Source organism: Paenibacillus filicis, assembly GCF_038070315.1.
Taxonomy (GTDB): domain Bacteria; phylum Bacillota; class Bacilli; order Paenibacillales; family NBRC-103111; genus Paenibacillus_G; species Paenibacillus_G filicis.
Window position 1 is genome coordinate 1 of the sequence record NZ_JBBPCC010000022.1, and the last position, 16,720, is coordinate 16,720.

The following is a 16,720-nucleotide window of genomic DNA, read 5'->3' on the forward strand; positions in this document are numbered from 1 at the left end:
GGGGCAAATGCTGCTCCAACTATCTGTTTTCTACCCAGATCGCATCGGTCAGCATCTGCGCTGAAAATTTTTCTCCCCTCGGGGAGAAGTCTTTTAAAAGAGTTTACACAAAAGATTTGACAGACCCCTGAAGATCTCAAGACTCTGCCAACACTAACTCATCCGCCTTCTCGCCATACCGGTACTTCCTGAGATCGGTATCATGCTTCAGCACTGTAAACATTCCCGATGCTTCTTCGTACGATACTTTATCTTGCTCACCTGCCCCCAGCGCCTCTCGTACGCTGATCCAATCTAACTGCTCCTCATGTTCCTTGAAGATATAAATCTGTCCGCCTGTGTTAGAAACAGCGATAACTTCTTCCAAGCCGTCACCGTTGAGATCACGTTCGTACATCGTTGCATTTTGGAACATCAGATAATTGGCCATTCCTCCGTTTTGCTCTCGATTATAATAGGTGCATATACCTACGCCATCGACTCCGCATACTTGGCATATTTTTAGAGCGGTATGACCGAAAACACGTGTTAAAGCAATCTGAGCATCATAGAGATGACTAAGTCCAAAGTCATAAATAACCTCAGGACCGGTTAAACGGTCAACGGTGTATCCGAAATGACATAAGGCAATTTGGGGTGATCTTGAAGTGACTTATACTTCAATAGAGTGCCAAAGCCGTCCATGCTTTTTTTGCTCAGCACTTCAATATCGGCATAAGAGATCTGCTCAATCATCCGATTGTCTGAAGTGAGCAGCGGATTCACCTTATTGCTCAATCCTGGCAGAATATCCGGGGCGTTCACGGAGATTGTGCTGCCGTTGCCAATCTGTTTGGCATCGAGCTGTTGAAACGTAAAAGGAAGCTACTTCGCTTCGGCACCGGAATCCGAATAAAACGAAGCACTAGTAGGAGGGGAGGCGGGCAGCTCGCTCTTATCGAATAAAAGATCTTCATTTGTTACAAACAGCAAGGATAATCCCATCGCCAAACAAGCCAAGGCAATGGCCAATACTTGTTTGGCCAATTGTATAGTTCGTGTTTCTTGCCGGTCAAGCTAGTTATTGATAATCCATCTGTTCACCCCCATCCTATTAGACAAGAGTGATCCGGATAAGTTCCCTTGTTGGAGCAAAAATCTACGATCCCCGCTAACCATTGATTCAATTCTTTAATAAATCTATTGAACTTTTCAATTATACATTCACGCCAGAGTATCCTATGATGGAATATATCCTACTTTATTCATGGGAATTATTGAATATAAGGAGCTCTGATGCTGCACTGGAAGCGAAATCTGTACATTCTATGGCTGGGACTATTTTTTAATCATTTGTCATACACCTTGTCTGTCCCGTTTTTTCCACTGTTTCTGCAGCAGGATCTGGGCATCAAGCATGGACTGGAGATCTGGTCTGGCGTTTCGATTTCGATCAGCTTTCTGATCAGCGGATTATGTGCTCCATTCTGGGGATCGCTGGCCGACCGATACGGCAGTAAGCTGATGCTAATCCGTTCAGGCGTTGGACTGGCCGTTGCCCATCTGGCGAATTATTTTGTCCATGATCCCTACATGTTTATTGCGGTGCGGGTTTTTCAGGGACTGATGGCCGGCTTCAGTCCTGCATCCGTCGCCTTGGTCGGGACGAACACGCCGGAGAAGCATGTCGGCTATGCACTAGGCGTCATCTCGACGGCTACGGCAGCCGGGAGCATTCTTGGACCTCTTGCGGGCGGCGTAGTGAGCCATTGGATCGGGCTGCGGGGATGCTTCCTTGTGTCCGGAGCGATTACGCTTGTATCGGCCCTGATGATTCTTGGGGTCAAAGAATCGCGCGAGGAACGCACTGTGGTTCGCTCCAGCATCCTGGAGGATCTGAAGATTGCGGGATCCACCCCCGGTTTAATGCGGATCTATGGTTTGGTTCTGCTTGTCTCGACTTCTGTGCTGATTATCGAGCCGGTGTTGACGCTATACGTCGTTCAGCTTGGAGGAGACATAAATCGTGCGACACTAAGTGCGGGGATCGTCTTCTCGGCGATCGGCGTCGCTACAGTCATTATGGGGCCCCGTTGGGGGAGGATCGGCGGCAGGATCGGATATGAGAAAACCTTGTTTATCGGTCTGCTGGGCGGAGGGATTGGCAGTCTCCTCCAGCTGACCGCGTATAACCTGATTTATTTTGGAAGCTTGCGATTTGTGTATGGGCTGTTCTTCGCCGCCGTGTACCCGGCCCTGAATGCGCTGATCATCCAACATGCCGACAAGCATTTTCGGGGCAGAGCTGTCAGTCTAAGCCAGACCGCGCATCAATTCGGAATCGTGCTTGGGCCGCTGCTTGGAGGTTTTCTGGGGGGATGGGCCGGGGTCCCCGTTATTTTCTCCCTTACAGGGGTTGCGCTGCTGGGAGCGGCGTGGGCCGTCAGGGTGAACGAATTTAAGCAGGCGGATAGAACGGAGATGGGGATCGAGGCAGATTCCGGCCGCAGCAGTCTGAATAAGTAAGCGCTGTTTAACCGTCCATAGCTATGAAGTAATGACAGGCACGATGATCAACACACATTACCATACGAGGAGGACTTGCACATGACGAAAAGACAATTGAAATTGGGAGCAAATTTGAACGGGGTGGGCAATAGCATCTCCTTCTGGCGCCACCCGGACATTCCGATCAATGCCAGTGTAAGCCTGGATTTTTACAAGAAGCAGGCGCTTAAGGCAGAAGAGGGAAAGTTCGACCTGCTTTTTATTGCAGATGGGCTGTTTATCAATGAGAAATCCAACCCTCACTTTCTGAATCGATTTGAGCCTTTGACCCTGCTTACTGCACTGTCGGGGGTAACTTCACATATCGGACTGGTTGCTACCTTGTCTACTTCATACAGTGAACCGTTCACGGTGGCAAGGCAATTCGCATCTCTGGACCAACTAAGCGGGGGAAGAGCCGGCTGGAATGTGGTGACTTCCCCGCTGGAAGGGTCGGCCCTGAATTTTGGCAAAGGCGAGCATCCGAACCATGCTCTGCGCTACGAGATTGCGGAAGAACATCTCGAGGTCGTCAAAGGACTGTGGGATTCCTGGGAGGACGATGCCTTTGTCGGAGATAAGGAGAACGGCGTATTCTTTGATCCCGCCAAGCTGCATACGCTGAATCACAAGGGAACTCACTTCTCTGTGCAGGGGCCGCTGAATGTGGCTCGCTCCCAGCAGGGCTATCCGGTCATCTTCCAAGCTGGCTCTTCCGAATCCGGTAAGGATTTGGCGGCCCGGTCGGCCGATGCCGTCTATACGGGGCATGAGACGCTGGAGGAAGCGCGGGAGTTTTATAGAGATGTGAAGGCAAGAGCGGTGTCGTATGGACGCAAGGCCGAGGATATCCTGATCTTCCCGGGGATTGGTCCGATCGTAGGCAGGACGGAAGAAGAAGCGGAGCGCAAGTATCAGGAGATTGCAGAGCTGGTCGATATCAATCAAGCCCTGAATTATTTGGGCCGTTATTTTGAACATTTCGACTTCTCTCAATTCCCGTTGGATGAGGCTTTCCCTGATATCGGCGAGCTCGGCAGCAATAGCTTCCGCAGTACAACGGACAGAATCAAGCGGCAGGCTCGAGAGGAAGGGTTAACTCTGCGACAAGTGGCTCTGCGAGCCTCTACGCCGAGGACATCGTTTATCGGCACGCCTGAACGCATAGCCGATCTGATCCAGGATTGGTTCGAAGGCGAAGCGGCGGACGGCTTCAATGTTCGCACTGTTGTACCGGGCGGGCTGGCGGACTTCGTGGATCTGGTCGTTCCGGTCCTGCAGCAGCGGGGTCTTTTCCGTACGGAGTACGAGCAGGATACGCTTCGGGGCAATCTGGGGTTGAAGATTCCGGCCAACCGCTACACGCTAGAGACGGTGAAATAAGTCCACCATTGATAGCGAAATCAACGTCTTCTTCCCACCTTCATCTCCATGGAAACATGCGAGATGAAGGTTGTTTTGTCTATACCCAAATAAAGGCATCAAATCAAAATGGAGAATTTTATTAGGTTGTCACTCGCAATAAAGTGTAGAGGAGATTAAGAGATGCGGCTGAATAAATCATGCTCCGCTCCTCCCCTAAGGCTAATTTATGAAAAGCGCCATTCATGGAAAGAGAGAAGAGCCGGTATGGGACAGAGATAGAGCCTGCAGGAAATCGATATCGGTCTTATTTGAAATTTACATATCCCAAGAAAGGAACAGATCTGAAGTAACCCCGCGTCCGTATAAACCGGTGACTCTGAACTTCCGTGAAAATGGGCGGGAGCTTTTTGTTATATTCGGAATATCCATTTTATGGTATGTTTTATGAATTAGGTTCTTTTCTGAAGGCTATGTTATCTCTTAATGTTGTTTTTCAGCAAAAAGAAAAACCGCCCGTTAAGGAGGTGCTAAAGTTCCCCGAGAGCTGAACAACTTATGGATTTAGGTAGTAATCAAGTAAAAACACTTGCCGCTCTGTATGCTTTGAAGTTGTCCTGCTATGGCTTCAATAACTTTTCTTGAAGGCAGGTTCGTTTCATCACATGTTAGAAGCACATCTTTAATATTCATTTGTTTTGCTTCCCTAATCAACTCACGCAAAATAATAGTGCCGTAACCCTTTCCACGCTCACTGGGTCTTATTGTGTAACCGACATGCCCACCTGATTTTTTTAAATTTTCATTTAAGTAATGACGTAGCTTACCTATTCCTACGGGCTTTGAATCAATAACTAACCAATACGTTGTTTGAGGAACATGACTGCTTGGGAGGTTTAATCCCGCTGCCATTTCAATTTTCTCCCTAAGAAATCTTGGAAATTCAGCATAATCAATATCGAATCCTGAGTTCACATAACCATTTTCGCCAGAACCAATCTCAACAATCATATTGTAAATATCCCTGCCATCAGTTAAATTTGCAGGACGTAGCTCAATCATCGTATTCACCTCACCCATAGGTAATTTTAACCTTAATATCGAACCTGCCAATAGCTCAACAGTAAGCCATCAGTCGAAGCCTGGCGTTCGTATCCTTCACAGAAAACAGACATGAGGACACCAACATGTATTTCTTATTCGCGGCGGTGTTCTCAAACTCCTTGCTATCGATAAAGCGGAACCACGCCAGGTAGTGCTCCAAATGTTTGGTTGCCACCCCGTTGAAGAGGGTCTATCCATCGTTTCAGGCGGCTGTAGTAGCTGTTGACGTTCTGTATATGGTAAACGCCTTTCACGCGCTGTTTCCCATCGAACTTGAAACGGTAATGTGCCAATACCTTTTGATTGGCATAGGTGCTAACGATGCATACATGCCAATTGGTGAAGGCTTAAATGGAGGTATGCAATATATTGCCTGGTGCTTCATGGCGTATTGTTCCGTGTCAAAAAGACTGAGATTTCAAAGAAAAAATGGTTACCGAAGGCTCTAAATATAGAGCTGGTGACGGAGCAGTCGGAACGAAAGTGATACTTGAATACAATAATGGAAAGTGGCAAGTTTCAAAAGCAAACGGCACTTGGAAAAGTTAATTTACAAAAAAAGCAATAAATTAAAACGGGGGTATGTATCGATGGATGTGCAACAGTTCAAATCCTATCTCCACGAGCTATTTGGCCCGCTGCTTACAGCATTTCAAGAAGATGAAGAGTATGGATTCTGTAATTTCACTTTAAATCATTATGAGAGAATCGCCTACGCTACGAATATTACACCGGAGCTCATCGCCCAGGCTGCTGAACACAATGTTCAGATGCTCATTACGCATCATGACGCATGGGACTTTGTCTATGGCATGAAGGAAAAGTGTGTAGAGTTACTCAATCAATATCAGATCGCACATTGTTATATTCATCTGCCCTTAGATTATGTGGAATTCGGTACGTGTACGTCATTGCTGAAACGACTCGGCGTCAGTAAGATGGTTCAATATTCCCGGAATATGGACGGGTATAGTGCCATTGGGATTGGAGAATTGGAGACCCCCGTGGCTCTTGAGAAGCTTGTTGGAACAATGACTGACGTACTGGGCGAAAAGGTCTTCTTCCAAAAGAATAGCAATCAGGAAATTAAAAGGATAGGTATGGTGACTGGGGCTGGAAATGGAACCGATCAGCTAAAAGAGGCACTGGATAGCGGCTGTGATGTGTACATAACCGGTGAAAAAACACTCTATACCGTTCAGTACGCCAAGTTCATCAACCTGAATATTATGGTTGGAAGTCATACCTTTACAGAGATCTTCGGGGTAGAGTCGCTGGCGCAAAAGCTGAAGGAAAGATTCGATGAGCTGGAAATTATCCAGCTGCAAGAGGAGCATAACGAAGTGATCCTGTAACCAGCTTATGGGACAAGATCAAGCGACCACTTCCCCAAAAAGCATGGCCATGCCCCGAAATCAGGGACGTTGCCATGCTTTTCTTTGGCTTCTGAGGAGTAGCCTGGTACAAGCAAAATGAATTCGACTAGCTGTGCTCCTGACTTACGCTATGATCATAGGCCGCTCTGGCTTGCTCGACAAGCGAATAATGAGTCTTCGCCCATTGCTTCAGCTCTAACATAAGGGGTATCAACGATTCACCAAGAGGAGATAGAGAATACGCCACGATTGGAGGGATGGACGGTGTGACATCGCGTCGGATCAATCCGTCCCGTTCCAGCTGTCTTAGGGTTTGAGTCAGCATTTTTTTGGAGATGCCTTCGATTCGTTTTCCTATTTCACCGTAACGGATACGACCGTCTTCCAACGCGTAAATGATTAGCGCGGTCCATTTGTTGGAGATTATTTCAAGCACTTTGCTGTATCCACAAACGGTTAACGATATATCGGGTTGTATGGATTTTTTCGAATGGGCTGACATTGTTTTAAGCCTCCTATGCACTTTTAAGTTCCCTGAACACTTCAAAGTGCCTACTTACTTTATTTTAGTTCATGCCGTATTGTATGTCTATAGACATACAAAAAGGAGAGATTTTCGATGAAGGTTTACGAAATTCATGATGGATTTGGACTGGACCACGTACAAGCAGCGGAGCGTTCGGTACCCGTCCCCGGTCCTCACGAAGTTCTGATCAAGATGCGGGCGGTCTCGCTTAACTCTAGAGACTTGGGTGTCATTGACGGGTTTTATAACCCGGACATGAGGCTGCCGTTCATCCCGGTATCTGATGGTGTTGGCGAGGTGGTAGCCAGCGGGGAGCAGGTAACCCGGTTTAAGACAGGAGAGCGGGTAAGTGCAATTTTTACCCAGAGCTGGATTTCAGGAGAGCCTACACAGGAAAATTGGGTGAGTACGCTGGGAAGTCCGCTTGAAGGCCTCCTCGCGGAATATGCCGTTCTTCCCGAAAGCGGATTAGTTCATGTCCCTGATCATTTGACGGATGAGGAAGCGGCTACACTCCCTTGCGCAGGTGTTACGGCCTGGCATGCTCTTGTGGAAGAAGGCAACATCAAGGCCGGAGAAACCGTTGTTGTGCAAGGGACCGGCGGCGTCTCTTTATTCGCTCTCCAATTTGCGAAGCTGTATGGAGCTAACGTGATTGTAACCTCAAGCAGCGACGAAAAATTGGACCGGGCAAAGGAATTCGGTGCGGATTACGGGATCAATTATCGACAAACCCCCGAATGGGATCAAGCCGTGCTCGAGCTAACGAATGGCCGGGGAGCGGATCATATAGTCGATCTGGGCGGCTCCGCCACTTTGAATCGGTCCATCTCAGCGCTGCGGGTCGGAGGACAAATCAGTATGGTTGGCGTACTTTCCGGGGTTCGTGTGGAAGGCTTTGATATTATTCCGGCCATTTTAAGAAAGGCACGACTTCAAGCGATCAACGTTGGCAGCCGCGAAATGTTTGAGACGATGAACCGATCCATCGAACAAAGTCGGCTTCGACCGATCATTGACACGGTTTTTCCGTTCGAGAAGGCTGTTGATGCTCTGCATTATTTAAATCATGGATCTTATTTCGGGAAAATATGTATTAAATTTTAAAAATGCTACGCAATAGAGAGATAAATCCATAGAATTTATTGACCGACATGCACCTGTCATCAATGAAATACCCGGAGACGAAAGCTGCAAAAAGCAGTGTATTCGTCTCCTTTTTTTCATCCACAATATAGCAACCATTTAACATAATTTTCTAGAAAATAAGTCCAATGTCTCAAGACAGAATTAGGACCTAAGCATTAATTTTGTATAAAACAAGAAAATAGTTCCACAAAAATGATTTTGAGTATAAAGATTTCTTCGTAACGGTCGATAGATGAATATGTAACATCTTCCAATTGATTTTTGGGAAAGGAGGCCATTGAGGAACAGAGCTATTTAGACACAGATCAGATTTCGGATGGAGAAGGAGGAGAGAGATTTATGTTTCGCATGAGTAACAAGGTTTTGAAAAAAGTTTTACTTGGCATGCTGGCATTGACGGTGCCGGCGAACTGCTTGCCGCTCATAACGCCAAGCTACGTACAGGCAGCAGCAGAGACAGGGGCGCAGCTCATCTCTCTGAACCGGCCGGTGTACGCTTCCTCGTCACTCGGAGGCAATACGCCGGATACGGTGGTGGACGGCAAGCCGAATACGCGCTGGGAGAGCGTATGGAAGAAGGATCCGCAATGGATCTATGTGGATCTGGGCGCCCGTGCCTCCGTCTCGAAGGTGGGCATTCGTTGGGAGAACGCCTACGCGAAGGCCTACAGCATTCAAATCTCCGATGACGAGCTTACGTGGAAGGATCTGTATGCCACCACGGAAGGCAAGGGCGGAACGGAAACGCTGGATGTGGCGGGCGAAGGACGCTATGTCCGCTTGCTGGTTACCAAGCGTGCTCAAGAAGCTTATGGCGTATCCGTATATGACTTCGAGGTGTACGGCACAGGAGGCGTCAGCCAGCCGCCAAAGAAGCCGATGCCGGACCTTGCCCTACATAAGCCGGTTCAGGTTTCCTCCACCCAGAAGGAAGAGCCGTGGTCGGAGAACCTAGAACCGAAAAATTACTTGCCTTCCAATGCGACGGACGGCAATTCCGATACCCGGTGGTCTTCGGCATTCCGGGACAATGAGTGGATCTACGTGGATCTGGGCGACGTTCGCGAGGTTGGCAGCGTCGTGCTGAACTGGGAGGCTGCAGCAGGACGAGCCTACGATATTCAGGTGTCCAACGACTCGGTCAATTGGACAACGGTGTACCGACAGCTCAAGGGCAATGGAGGCAAGGACGAAATCCCGCTCTATGCTTCCGCCCGGTATGTGAAGATGAGCGGGATCGCCCGCATATCCTCTAACGGGTACTCGCTCTTCGACTTCGAGGTACATGCTTATCGGGAAGGCGATCCGAAGCCGGTGCACAGCATCCCGGCTATTCCGACGGCCTCGTCCGTCCAGGTCGGGGCAGGCAGCTACGAGATCGGCGATATTACCCAGCTCGAGCCTATGACGCCCAAGTATCGGACGGACAACATCCAGTCTCCGATTCCATCCAACGATTGGTGGCAGTCGATCCTAATCGCGAACCTGGGAGACGGCAACAGCCTGATCACGCTTCCGTTCAAAAGTAAATATACGAAGCAGGGGCTGGCTCTGCTGAATCCGGGAGCGGGCTTTGCGGCGTCGGACGGTGGCTCGGTCAATGCCGACGGCGATCCCGACCTGTACATCTCGACCAATACGATCAACCCGGCTACCATGCAGACCAAGATTTCCGGCTACGGCGACTACTCCGCATCCGTCATTCTGAGCGACGATGAGACGGCCAAGATGGAGACGACGTTCGTCAAGGGCTCGCCGTATGTGTACCATACGTTCGCTAACCCGGATTCGGTGATCCTGCAATCACCGGTCATGACCCGTATCTTCGACGACAACAATGCTTCTCTGCTCGAAGAGGACGGAGCGGTCTGGACCGGTGACCATATCGGTATCGAGGTGGTCAGTACCGACAAGGCGCCTCAACCGCAAAGCTTCGTGCGGCAATACGGCATCTTCGCGCCTCCGGGTACGACTTTCATGAAGCTCGGCAATACGCTAAAGCTGAGGTTCCCGCAGGGCAGCAATTATCTATCGGTCGCTACGATGACATCCGCACAGGATCTTAGCTACTACTACCAGCATGCCTATGCTTTTATCCGCGATACGAAGGTAAGCTACAGCTTCGACCAGCAGACATCGATGGTGACCACGAGCTTCGAGTCGCAGACCGAGCTGAAGCGTCCGGGCTTCTCGTCCGACACCTTGATGGCGCTGCTGCCGCATCAGTGGAAGCTGACATCTACGCCGTTGACGAATCTGACATATCCATCCATCCGCGGGACGCTGAAGGTGCGGGAGGGGAACTCCTTTACGACGGCGGATCGGTTCAATGGCATCATTCCACAGTTCGTGGAGCCGAATGATCCGAGCTTCTCGCGGGCGAAGCTGGTCGCCTACCTGGACTCGCTCGATGCGGACCTGGCGAATGGGTTGATGATTAAGGACCCGTACTGGCAGGGGAAAAAGCTGCACCCGCTCGGACTGGCGGCGCTGATCAGCGACCAGATTCAGGATACGGAACGCCGAGACAAATATCTGCAGGCGCTGAGAACAATCCTGACCGACTGGTACACGTATTCGACGGACGAAGAGAAGCATTCGCATTATTTCCACTACTCGCCGGAATGGGGGTCCATCTTCCCTTACGCCAGCGGATTCGGCCTGAATACGGGCTTGACCGACCATCACTTTACGTATGGGTATTACGCATTCGCATCGGCGATCCTTGCTACCTATGACAAGCAATTCTTGCATGATTATGGGGATATGGTGGAGATGCTGATTCGTGATTATGCGAATCTATCGCGTACGGACAGCCAGTTCCCATGGTTCCGTAACTTTGACCCATATGAGGGCCACTCGTGGGCCGGAGGCTATGCAGACAACCACAGCGGCAACAACCAGGAAGCTGCTGGCGAAGCGCTGTTTGGCTGGGTCGGGCAGTATATGTGGGGCGAAGTCACTGGCAACCGCGAGTACCGCGATGCGGCAATCTGGGGCTTCAGCGTAGAAGAGAAAGCAGCTGAGCAGTACTGGTTCAACTATGACGGCGACAACTGGCTGCCAGGCTACAAGCATGCGACGGCCGGTCAAGTTTATGGCAGCGCCTATGCGTTCACTACATTTTTCTCCGGCGACCCGGAGATGGTGTACGGCATTCATTGGCTGCCGCCAGCGGAATGGATGACCTATTATGCCAGACAGCCTGAGAAAACGACGCAAGTGTTCAATGGGATGATGAAAGACTTGGGCGGTCGTCCTATCGCCAGCTGGGAGCATATTTTATGGCCTTACCAGTCCATGAGTCAGCCTCAACAGGTCATCCAGAATTGGAATACGAGCCGCATGCAGCAAAATGAAGTGTTCAATGCTTACTGGTTCATTCACAGCATGGCGTCGCTCGGCACCCGGACGACAGATATCTGGGCGAACGATCCTGCGGTAACGGTGTACAAGAAGGGCAATCAGTACACGGCTCAAATCTGGAACCCGGCGGATACGGCCAAGACGGTTCAATTCTACAACTCAAACGGAGCACTCGGTTCGGCGACGGTGTATCCACGTGCGACCGTAGCGGTCGATCCGCTGAAGGTAACGAAGGTCGAACCCAATGAAACGGGCTCCGGCATGAAATATTTGGACCGTGCAGGCTGGAAGATCAAGACCTCTTCCGTCGCAGGCGGAGAGCCGGCAGCCAACATGCTGGACGGCAATCTCGCGACTCGCTGGTCGTCCGGTGCTGCGCAGAACAGCTCCATGTGGATGGAGATCGATCTCGGCAAGCCGGAATCCTTTGATACGATTTTCATGAGTTCCGGCACTAGCTACGGAGATTACGCACGTGGCTACAGTATCTACGTCTCGCAGGATGGGGTGAATTGGGGCAGTGCGGTGGCCAGCGAGGTCGGAAGCTCGCCGAGTCTGGCCGTGATGCTGCCGGTGCAGCAGGCCCGCTACATTCGCATTGCGCTGAACACGGCTGCAGACAGCTGGTGGTCGATCGCCGAGCTGAAGGTCGCCAAGCTGGGCAAGGATGCCGTGAAGCCTGAAGAACCGCAGCAGCCAGGACAACCCGGACAACCTGGGCAGCCTGGCAATCCCGGAAATCCCGGAAATCCGACGAACCCTCTTCCTTCGGGAGAGCTGGACCGTTCGCACTGGGTCGTCACAGCCTCCTCGACGGGAGGAGCGGACATCGCCGCCAATATGGTAGATGGCAAACTGGGCAGCCGGTGGAACTCTGGTCAGGAGCAAACGAACGGCATGTGGGTGAAGGTGGATCTAGGAGCAGTTCAGAGCTTCGACACGTTATCGATCGACCCCGGTCACCATGGAAGCGACTATGGGCGCAGCTACAAGCTGTATGTGTCCCAGGACGGCCATACATGGGGACAGGCGGTGGCTAGCGGGGCAGGGAAGTCTAAAGACGTGACAACCTTAAGCTTTAACAGGCAGCAAGCCCGTTATCTGAAGATCGAGCAGACCGGATGGGCGACCAAGTGGTGGTCGATTGCCGAACTGAACATCTACGATCAAGGCCTCGGCAAGCAGAAGGAGCTGACGCGCTCCGGCTGGAACTTGACGGCTTCCTCGTCTGCTGGGGATGACCAGCCGAGCCGTATGCTGGATGGGGACAAGGGAACCCGATGGTCCACCGGCGAGCGGCAGAAAGCCGGACAATGGATTCAACTGGACCTGGGAGAGGCTCAGCAGTTCAATCAGATCGTGCTCGACAGCGGCAAGAGCAGCGCCGACGATTACATCCGCAAGTATGAGGTGCTGATCTCGAACGACGGGCAGAACTGGGGAACGCCGGTCGCTTCCGGCCAAGGGAAGTCCGCAGTCACCCGTATCGTATTCCCTGTGCAGACGGCGAGGTATATCCGGATCGCCGGGACAGGCGAGGCGGACAAGTGGTGGTCTGTGGCCGAGCTTCGGGTATTGGCACCTGATACTAACCCGGACGGTTCGATGCAGGAGCCATCCGCTCCTGAAGCGCTCAGCCGGGAAGGTTGGACCTTAACCGCCTCGTTGGCGAGCGCCGAGGATCTCGGCAGCATGCTGGACGGCAACAAGGGAACCCGCTGGTCCTCGGGAACTCCGCAGAAAAACGGTCAATGGGTGCAGCTTGATCTTGGCCGTGACATGCGGTTCAATGAGATCAGCCTCGATTCCGGCTATAGCCGGGATGATTACGCCAGAGGGTACCGGATTCTCGTATCCCATGATGCCTCGAGCTGGACACCCGTAGCGGAAGGGCAGGGCAGCACGGTAATGAACCGCTTGTCCTTCCCCGAGCAGAATGCCCGGTACATCCGGTTCGAGCTGACCGGAGAGGCATCCAACTGGTGGTCCATTGCCGAATTGAATGTTTATAACTAAATAAACGGCACGATGAGGTTGAAGAACCGTCAAGGGAGATGTTCCTTTGGCGGTTTTTTGATGCAGCACGAGGACATTGGTTTGAGAGGATATTGATTTCAATTGACTGTCTGAATAGCGAGTGTTACAATCTGATCCAATATACCCATTTGTTGATAAATATTAGGGGGAGTTACGATGTCTGAACAATCCGTATCCGACAGATTGGAAGCTCTGGGAATTGAATTACCTGAAGCGAGTGAGCCAGCAGCTAAATATGCTAACTTTGTTCAAGTTAACGGGTTGCTGTTTGTTTCAGGGAAAGGGCCTGCCGGAAATCCTAGGGGTAAGCTGGGCAAAGAATTTACAACCGAAGAAGGCTATCAATATGCCAGACAGACCGGCATTGAAATTCTGGCTGTATTAAAATCCGCGTTAGGTTCTCTTGATAAAGTCAAAAGGGTTGTTAAAATTCAAGGATTCGTGAATGCAGAACCTTCTTATGAAGAACATCACAAGGTGCTCAATGGTTGTTCGGATTTGATGCTTGAGGTTTTCGGTGAACAAGGGATTCATGCCCGCTCTGTTTTTGGAGCAGTCTCCGTAAGAGATCATTTGCCGATTATTATCGATTCCATTTTCCAGGTTGAGGAGTAGTCTATGACTTGACACTCTCCAGACATATTTGCTATATTGGTCCATGGAAAAATGATAATGATAATCGTTATCATATAAATTGTTCATGGTTTGGGGAGGCAAGTTATGCAAACAAGAAAATCTTGGTCCATTTTGTTATCGATACTGCTCATGATGTCGCTTATACTGGCGGCATGCGGCGGCGGCACCCGTCAAGGGAACGGTAATCCCGGCAACGGAACGGCTACAGGAGAGCAGCCGTCTACGAACGGCAGCCAGGGAGCCCCGGCAGCAGCCGGAGGCGATAAGGCTCAGACGCGCAGCTTCGAGACGAAGAAAGGGATGGTCACGATCCCGGCCAAGCCCAAGCGGATCGTCACGGACTTCTATGGAGGCGAGCTGCTGTCGGTTGGAGGCAACGTAATCGGCGTGGAGCCGACGACTTTCAAGAATCCATTCGTCAAGGATCTGCTGGCCAAGGCCAACACCAAGGATATCGGCGAGCCGCTGAATCAGGAGAAGGTGCTGGAGCTGGCGCCGGATCTGATCGTCGTGATGAAGGACCAGAATTATGATTCCCTGTCCAAGATCGCCCCGACCCTGTATCTGCCTTACGGTACGGCTACGAATATTTATGAGACGGTCAGGCTGTTCGGGGATATTGTCGGAGATAAGGACAGAGCCGAGGCCTTCCTCGCTGAGTTCGACAAAAAGGCGGCGGCCGGACGGGAGAAGCTCAAGGGCGTCGTCGATGAGAACGCGACCTTCGGTCTGTATGAGCTGACGGACAAGGGGGAGCTGTGGCTGTTCGGCGACAATGCCGGACGCGGGGGCCAAGCGATTTACAATGCGCTGAAGCTCAAGAAGCCGGACGCCAACAAATCCGATAACCAGACGATCCAGCTGTCCATGGAGCTCCTGCCCAAGCAGGCGGCTGACTATATGTTCCTGACGACCTACGACCCTGAGAACAAGGGCGAAGCGCTCAAAAATCTGAAGGAATCCGCCGTTTGGAAAAGCTTGAAGGCTGTGAAGGACAACACGGTATTTTTCAATGATTTCGATACGTATTACCGGTATGACCCGATCGCGATCACCGCTCAGATCGATCTATTCGTCGAGATGATCCTTTCGCGGAGCAAGGAAGCCAAGAAATAGCCATGCAAGTACGCATGCCTCATATCTGAAACAAAGCCGAGTCAGAGCTATTCAAGCATCTGAACTCGGCCTTTTTATTTTTCCCAGAAATAGATTGACACTGGAACTTATTGTATTGTATGATTCGCCATGAGTATTAATAGTAATAATTACAAACAAACGGAAAGGTGTGAACGACTTCAGGATGGAGTTGTTGGTAGGCAGACTTTATTCCGGCATGGATTGAGAATGAATATCATAATTAAGTATGGAGGTTCGCTATGGCACATCTGTTGATGATTGAAAGTTGGGTAGGGGCGAGCGGCAACCTGCTGCCGCCGCTGCTGAGGAAGCTGGGGCACACGTACACCTTCGTGACCCGCAAGCCGGAGCATTACCAAAGTGCGCTAAGCACGGAGAAGCATCCGGTCATGCGATATGCTGAATCCGTAATTATTACGGAGACGAATGACATTCCGGGCTTGATCGACTCCCTCAAGCCGTATCGCTTCGACGGTGTCATAACGGTGTGTGATTACTACATGGACACTGTCAGAGAGGTGGCCCAGGCGTTCAAGCTCCCGTGCCCTTTCCCGGATGAGGTGAGGACGGTACGCCAGAAGCATCGGATGCGCCAGGCGCTGGACCGGGCCGGACTAGCCAATCCTGACTATCGACTCGCGCATAGCTGGAGCGAAGTGGAGGAGTCGGCAGCCGAGATCGGCTATCCTCTGGTGCTGAAGCCGGTAGACCTGGCCTCCAGCGCCTTCGTCAGCCTGATCCGCGACCCCCAGGAGCTGCAGGCCGCTTATCTGGAGCTCAAAGCGTTCCCGCTTAATTTCCGCGATCAGCCGAGAGACTGCACGTATTTGCTGGAAGCGTATATGGAGGGCGAGGAGGTCAGCGTCGAGAGCATCTCCTATAACGGGGAAACGACCATCCTGGGCGTGACCGACAAATCCGTGACCGGAACGCCGTACTTCATCGAAAACGGCCACATGTTCCCGGCCAGATTGAGCGAGGAAGCTCACCGGGAAGTGACGCAATTCGTGCGCGATGCATTGCAGGCTACCGGCTTCAACCATGGAATCGCCCATACGGAAGTGAAGCTGACGGCAGAGGGACCGCGGATCGTTGAAATCAATCCGAGAACGGCTGGCAACTACATTGTTGAACTCATCGACCGTGTGACAGGCATTGACCTGCTGGAGGCCTTTGTGGATTTGTCGATCGGGAAGCAGCCAGCCGTAGCAGCACGAGATCTCGGGATTGCCAGTGCGGCCGTCATGTTTCTTGTCCCTCCTCAGGGCGGCACGGTGTCTGGTATTGAAGGGGTCGAAGCTCTCGGTACGCATGAGCATATCGTCCGTTATCACGTGGAGAACTGCGCAGGCAAGACGATTGCGGTTCCGATCGATAACGCCTGCTACCTCGGTCACGTGATCACAGAAGATAAGGAAGGACTCGATGCGAGAAGGTATGCGGAAGAAGCGCTGGAATGCATTGTCCTGACTTTTGAGCCAGCTGGGGAGAGGGTATGAGG

General features: G+C 51.2%; 13 protein-coding genes and 1 pseudogene. 8 read left to right on the forward strand and 6 right to left on the reverse strand.

Annotated elements, in window-relative coordinates; translation table 11 throughout:
• Positions 1–136 precede the first annotated feature (136 nt).
• From WMW72_RS26835 to WMW72_RS26845, 3 genes are all read right to left on the reverse strand, one after another.
• The gene (locus WMW72_RS26835) at positions 137–430 is read right to left on the reverse strand and encodes a hypothetical protein (protein ID WP_341418665.1); all 294 of its coding nucleotides are present in this window, start codon (positions 428–430) and stop codon (positions 137–139) included.
• Positions 431–591: 161 nt separating this feature from the next.
• Positions 592–804, reverse strand: coding sequence for a hypothetical protein (locus WMW72_RS26840; RefSeq protein ID WP_341418666.1), 213 nt, complete (start codon positions 802–804; stop codon positions 592–594).
• Positions 805–864: 60 nt separating this feature from the next.
• Positions 865–1,026 carry a hypothetical protein gene (locus tag WMW72_RS26845; RefSeq protein ID WP_341418667.1) on the reverse strand — a complete coding sequence of 54 codons (162 nt, stop codon included), beginning with the start codon at positions 1,024–1,026 and terminating at the stop codon, positions 865–867.
• Between the two features lie 249 nt (positions 1,027–1,275).
• On the opposite strand from WMW72_RS26845, the gene WMW72_RS26850 reads away from it, so the two are divergent.
• Both WMW72_RS26850 and WMW72_RS26855 read left to right on the forward strand, forming a co-directional pair.
• A complete protein-coding gene (locus WMW72_RS26850) occupies positions 1,276–2,505 on the forward strand; it encodes an MFS transporter (RefSeq protein ID WP_341418668.1) in 1,230 nt (409 codons plus the stop codon).
• An 81-nt stretch (positions 2,506–2,586) separates the two neighbouring features.
• Positions 2,587–3,909: an LLM class flavin-dependent oxidoreductase gene (locus WMW72_RS26855; RefSeq protein ID WP_341418669.1), complete on the forward strand. Its 1,323-nt coding sequence runs from the start codon at positions 2,587–2,589 to the stop codon at positions 3,907–3,909.
• A 543-nt stretch (positions 3,910–4,452) separates the two neighbouring features.
• Here WMW72_RS26855 and WMW72_RS26860 read toward each other — a convergent pair.
• Together WMW72_RS26860 and WMW72_RS26865 are read right to left on the reverse strand one after the other, a co-directional pair.
• Positions 4,453–4,950, reverse strand: a complete 498-nt coding sequence (locus tag WMW72_RS26860; protein ID WP_341418670.1) for a GNAT family N-acetyltransferase — start codon at positions 4,948–4,950, stop codon at positions 4,453–4,455.
• A 96-nt stretch (positions 4,951–5,046) separates the two neighbouring features.
• Positions 5,047–5,309: pseudogene (locus WMW72_RS26865) on the reverse strand (IS1595 family transposase); the annotation flags it as partial.
• A gap of 192 nt (positions 5,310–5,501) precedes the next feature.
• On the opposite strand from WMW72_RS26865, the gene WMW72_RS26870 reads away from it, so the two are divergent.
• On the forward strand, positions 5,502–6,347 hold the full coding sequence (locus WMW72_RS26870) for a Nif3-like dinuclear metal center hexameric protein (protein WP_341418671.1): 846 nt from the start codon (positions 5,502–5,504) through the stop codon (positions 6,345–6,347).
• A 127-nt stretch (positions 6,348–6,474) separates the two neighbouring features.
• Here the strand turns inward: WMW72_RS26870 and WMW72_RS26875 are convergent, their stop codons facing one another.
• Complete coding sequence (locus tag WMW72_RS26875) at positions 6,475–6,870, reverse strand: winged helix-turn-helix transcriptional regulator (RefSeq protein WP_341418672.1); 396 nt, start codon at positions 6,868–6,870, stop codon at positions 6,475–6,477.
• Between the two features lie 117 nt (positions 6,871–6,987).
• On the opposite strand from WMW72_RS26875, the gene WMW72_RS26880 reads away from it, so the two are divergent.
• From WMW72_RS26880 to WMW72_RS26900, 5 genes are all read left to right on the forward strand, one after another.
• Complete coding sequence (locus WMW72_RS26880; RefSeq protein WP_341418673.1) at positions 6,988–8,001, forward strand: zinc-dependent alcohol dehydrogenase family protein; 1,014 nt, start codon at positions 6,988–6,990, stop codon at positions 7,999–8,001.
• A 390-nt stretch (positions 8,002–8,391) separates the two neighbouring features.
• On the forward strand, positions 8,392–13,425 hold the full coding sequence (locus tag WMW72_RS26885) for a discoidin domain-containing protein (protein WP_341418674.1): 5,034 nt from the start codon (positions 8,392–8,394) through the stop codon (positions 13,423–13,425).
• 177 nt (positions 13,426–13,602) lie between these two features.
• On the forward strand, positions 13,603–14,061 hold the full coding sequence (locus tag WMW72_RS26890) for a RidA family protein (protein ID WP_341418675.1): 459 nt from the start codon (positions 13,603–13,605) through the stop codon (positions 14,059–14,061).
• Between the two features lie 105 nt (positions 14,062–14,166).
• Positions 14,167–15,198 carry an ABC transporter substrate-binding protein gene (locus WMW72_RS26895; RefSeq protein ID WP_341418676.1) on the forward strand — a complete coding sequence of 344 codons (1,032 nt, stop codon included), beginning with the start codon at positions 14,167–14,169 and terminating at the stop codon, positions 15,196–15,198.
• A gap of 260 nt (positions 15,199–15,458) precedes the next feature.
• On the forward strand, positions 15,459–16,718 hold the full coding sequence (locus WMW72_RS26900) for an ATP-grasp domain-containing protein (protein ID WP_341418677.1): 1,260 nt from the start codon (positions 15,459–15,461) through the stop codon (positions 16,716–16,718).
• Positions 16,719–16,720 lie beyond the last annotated feature (2 nt).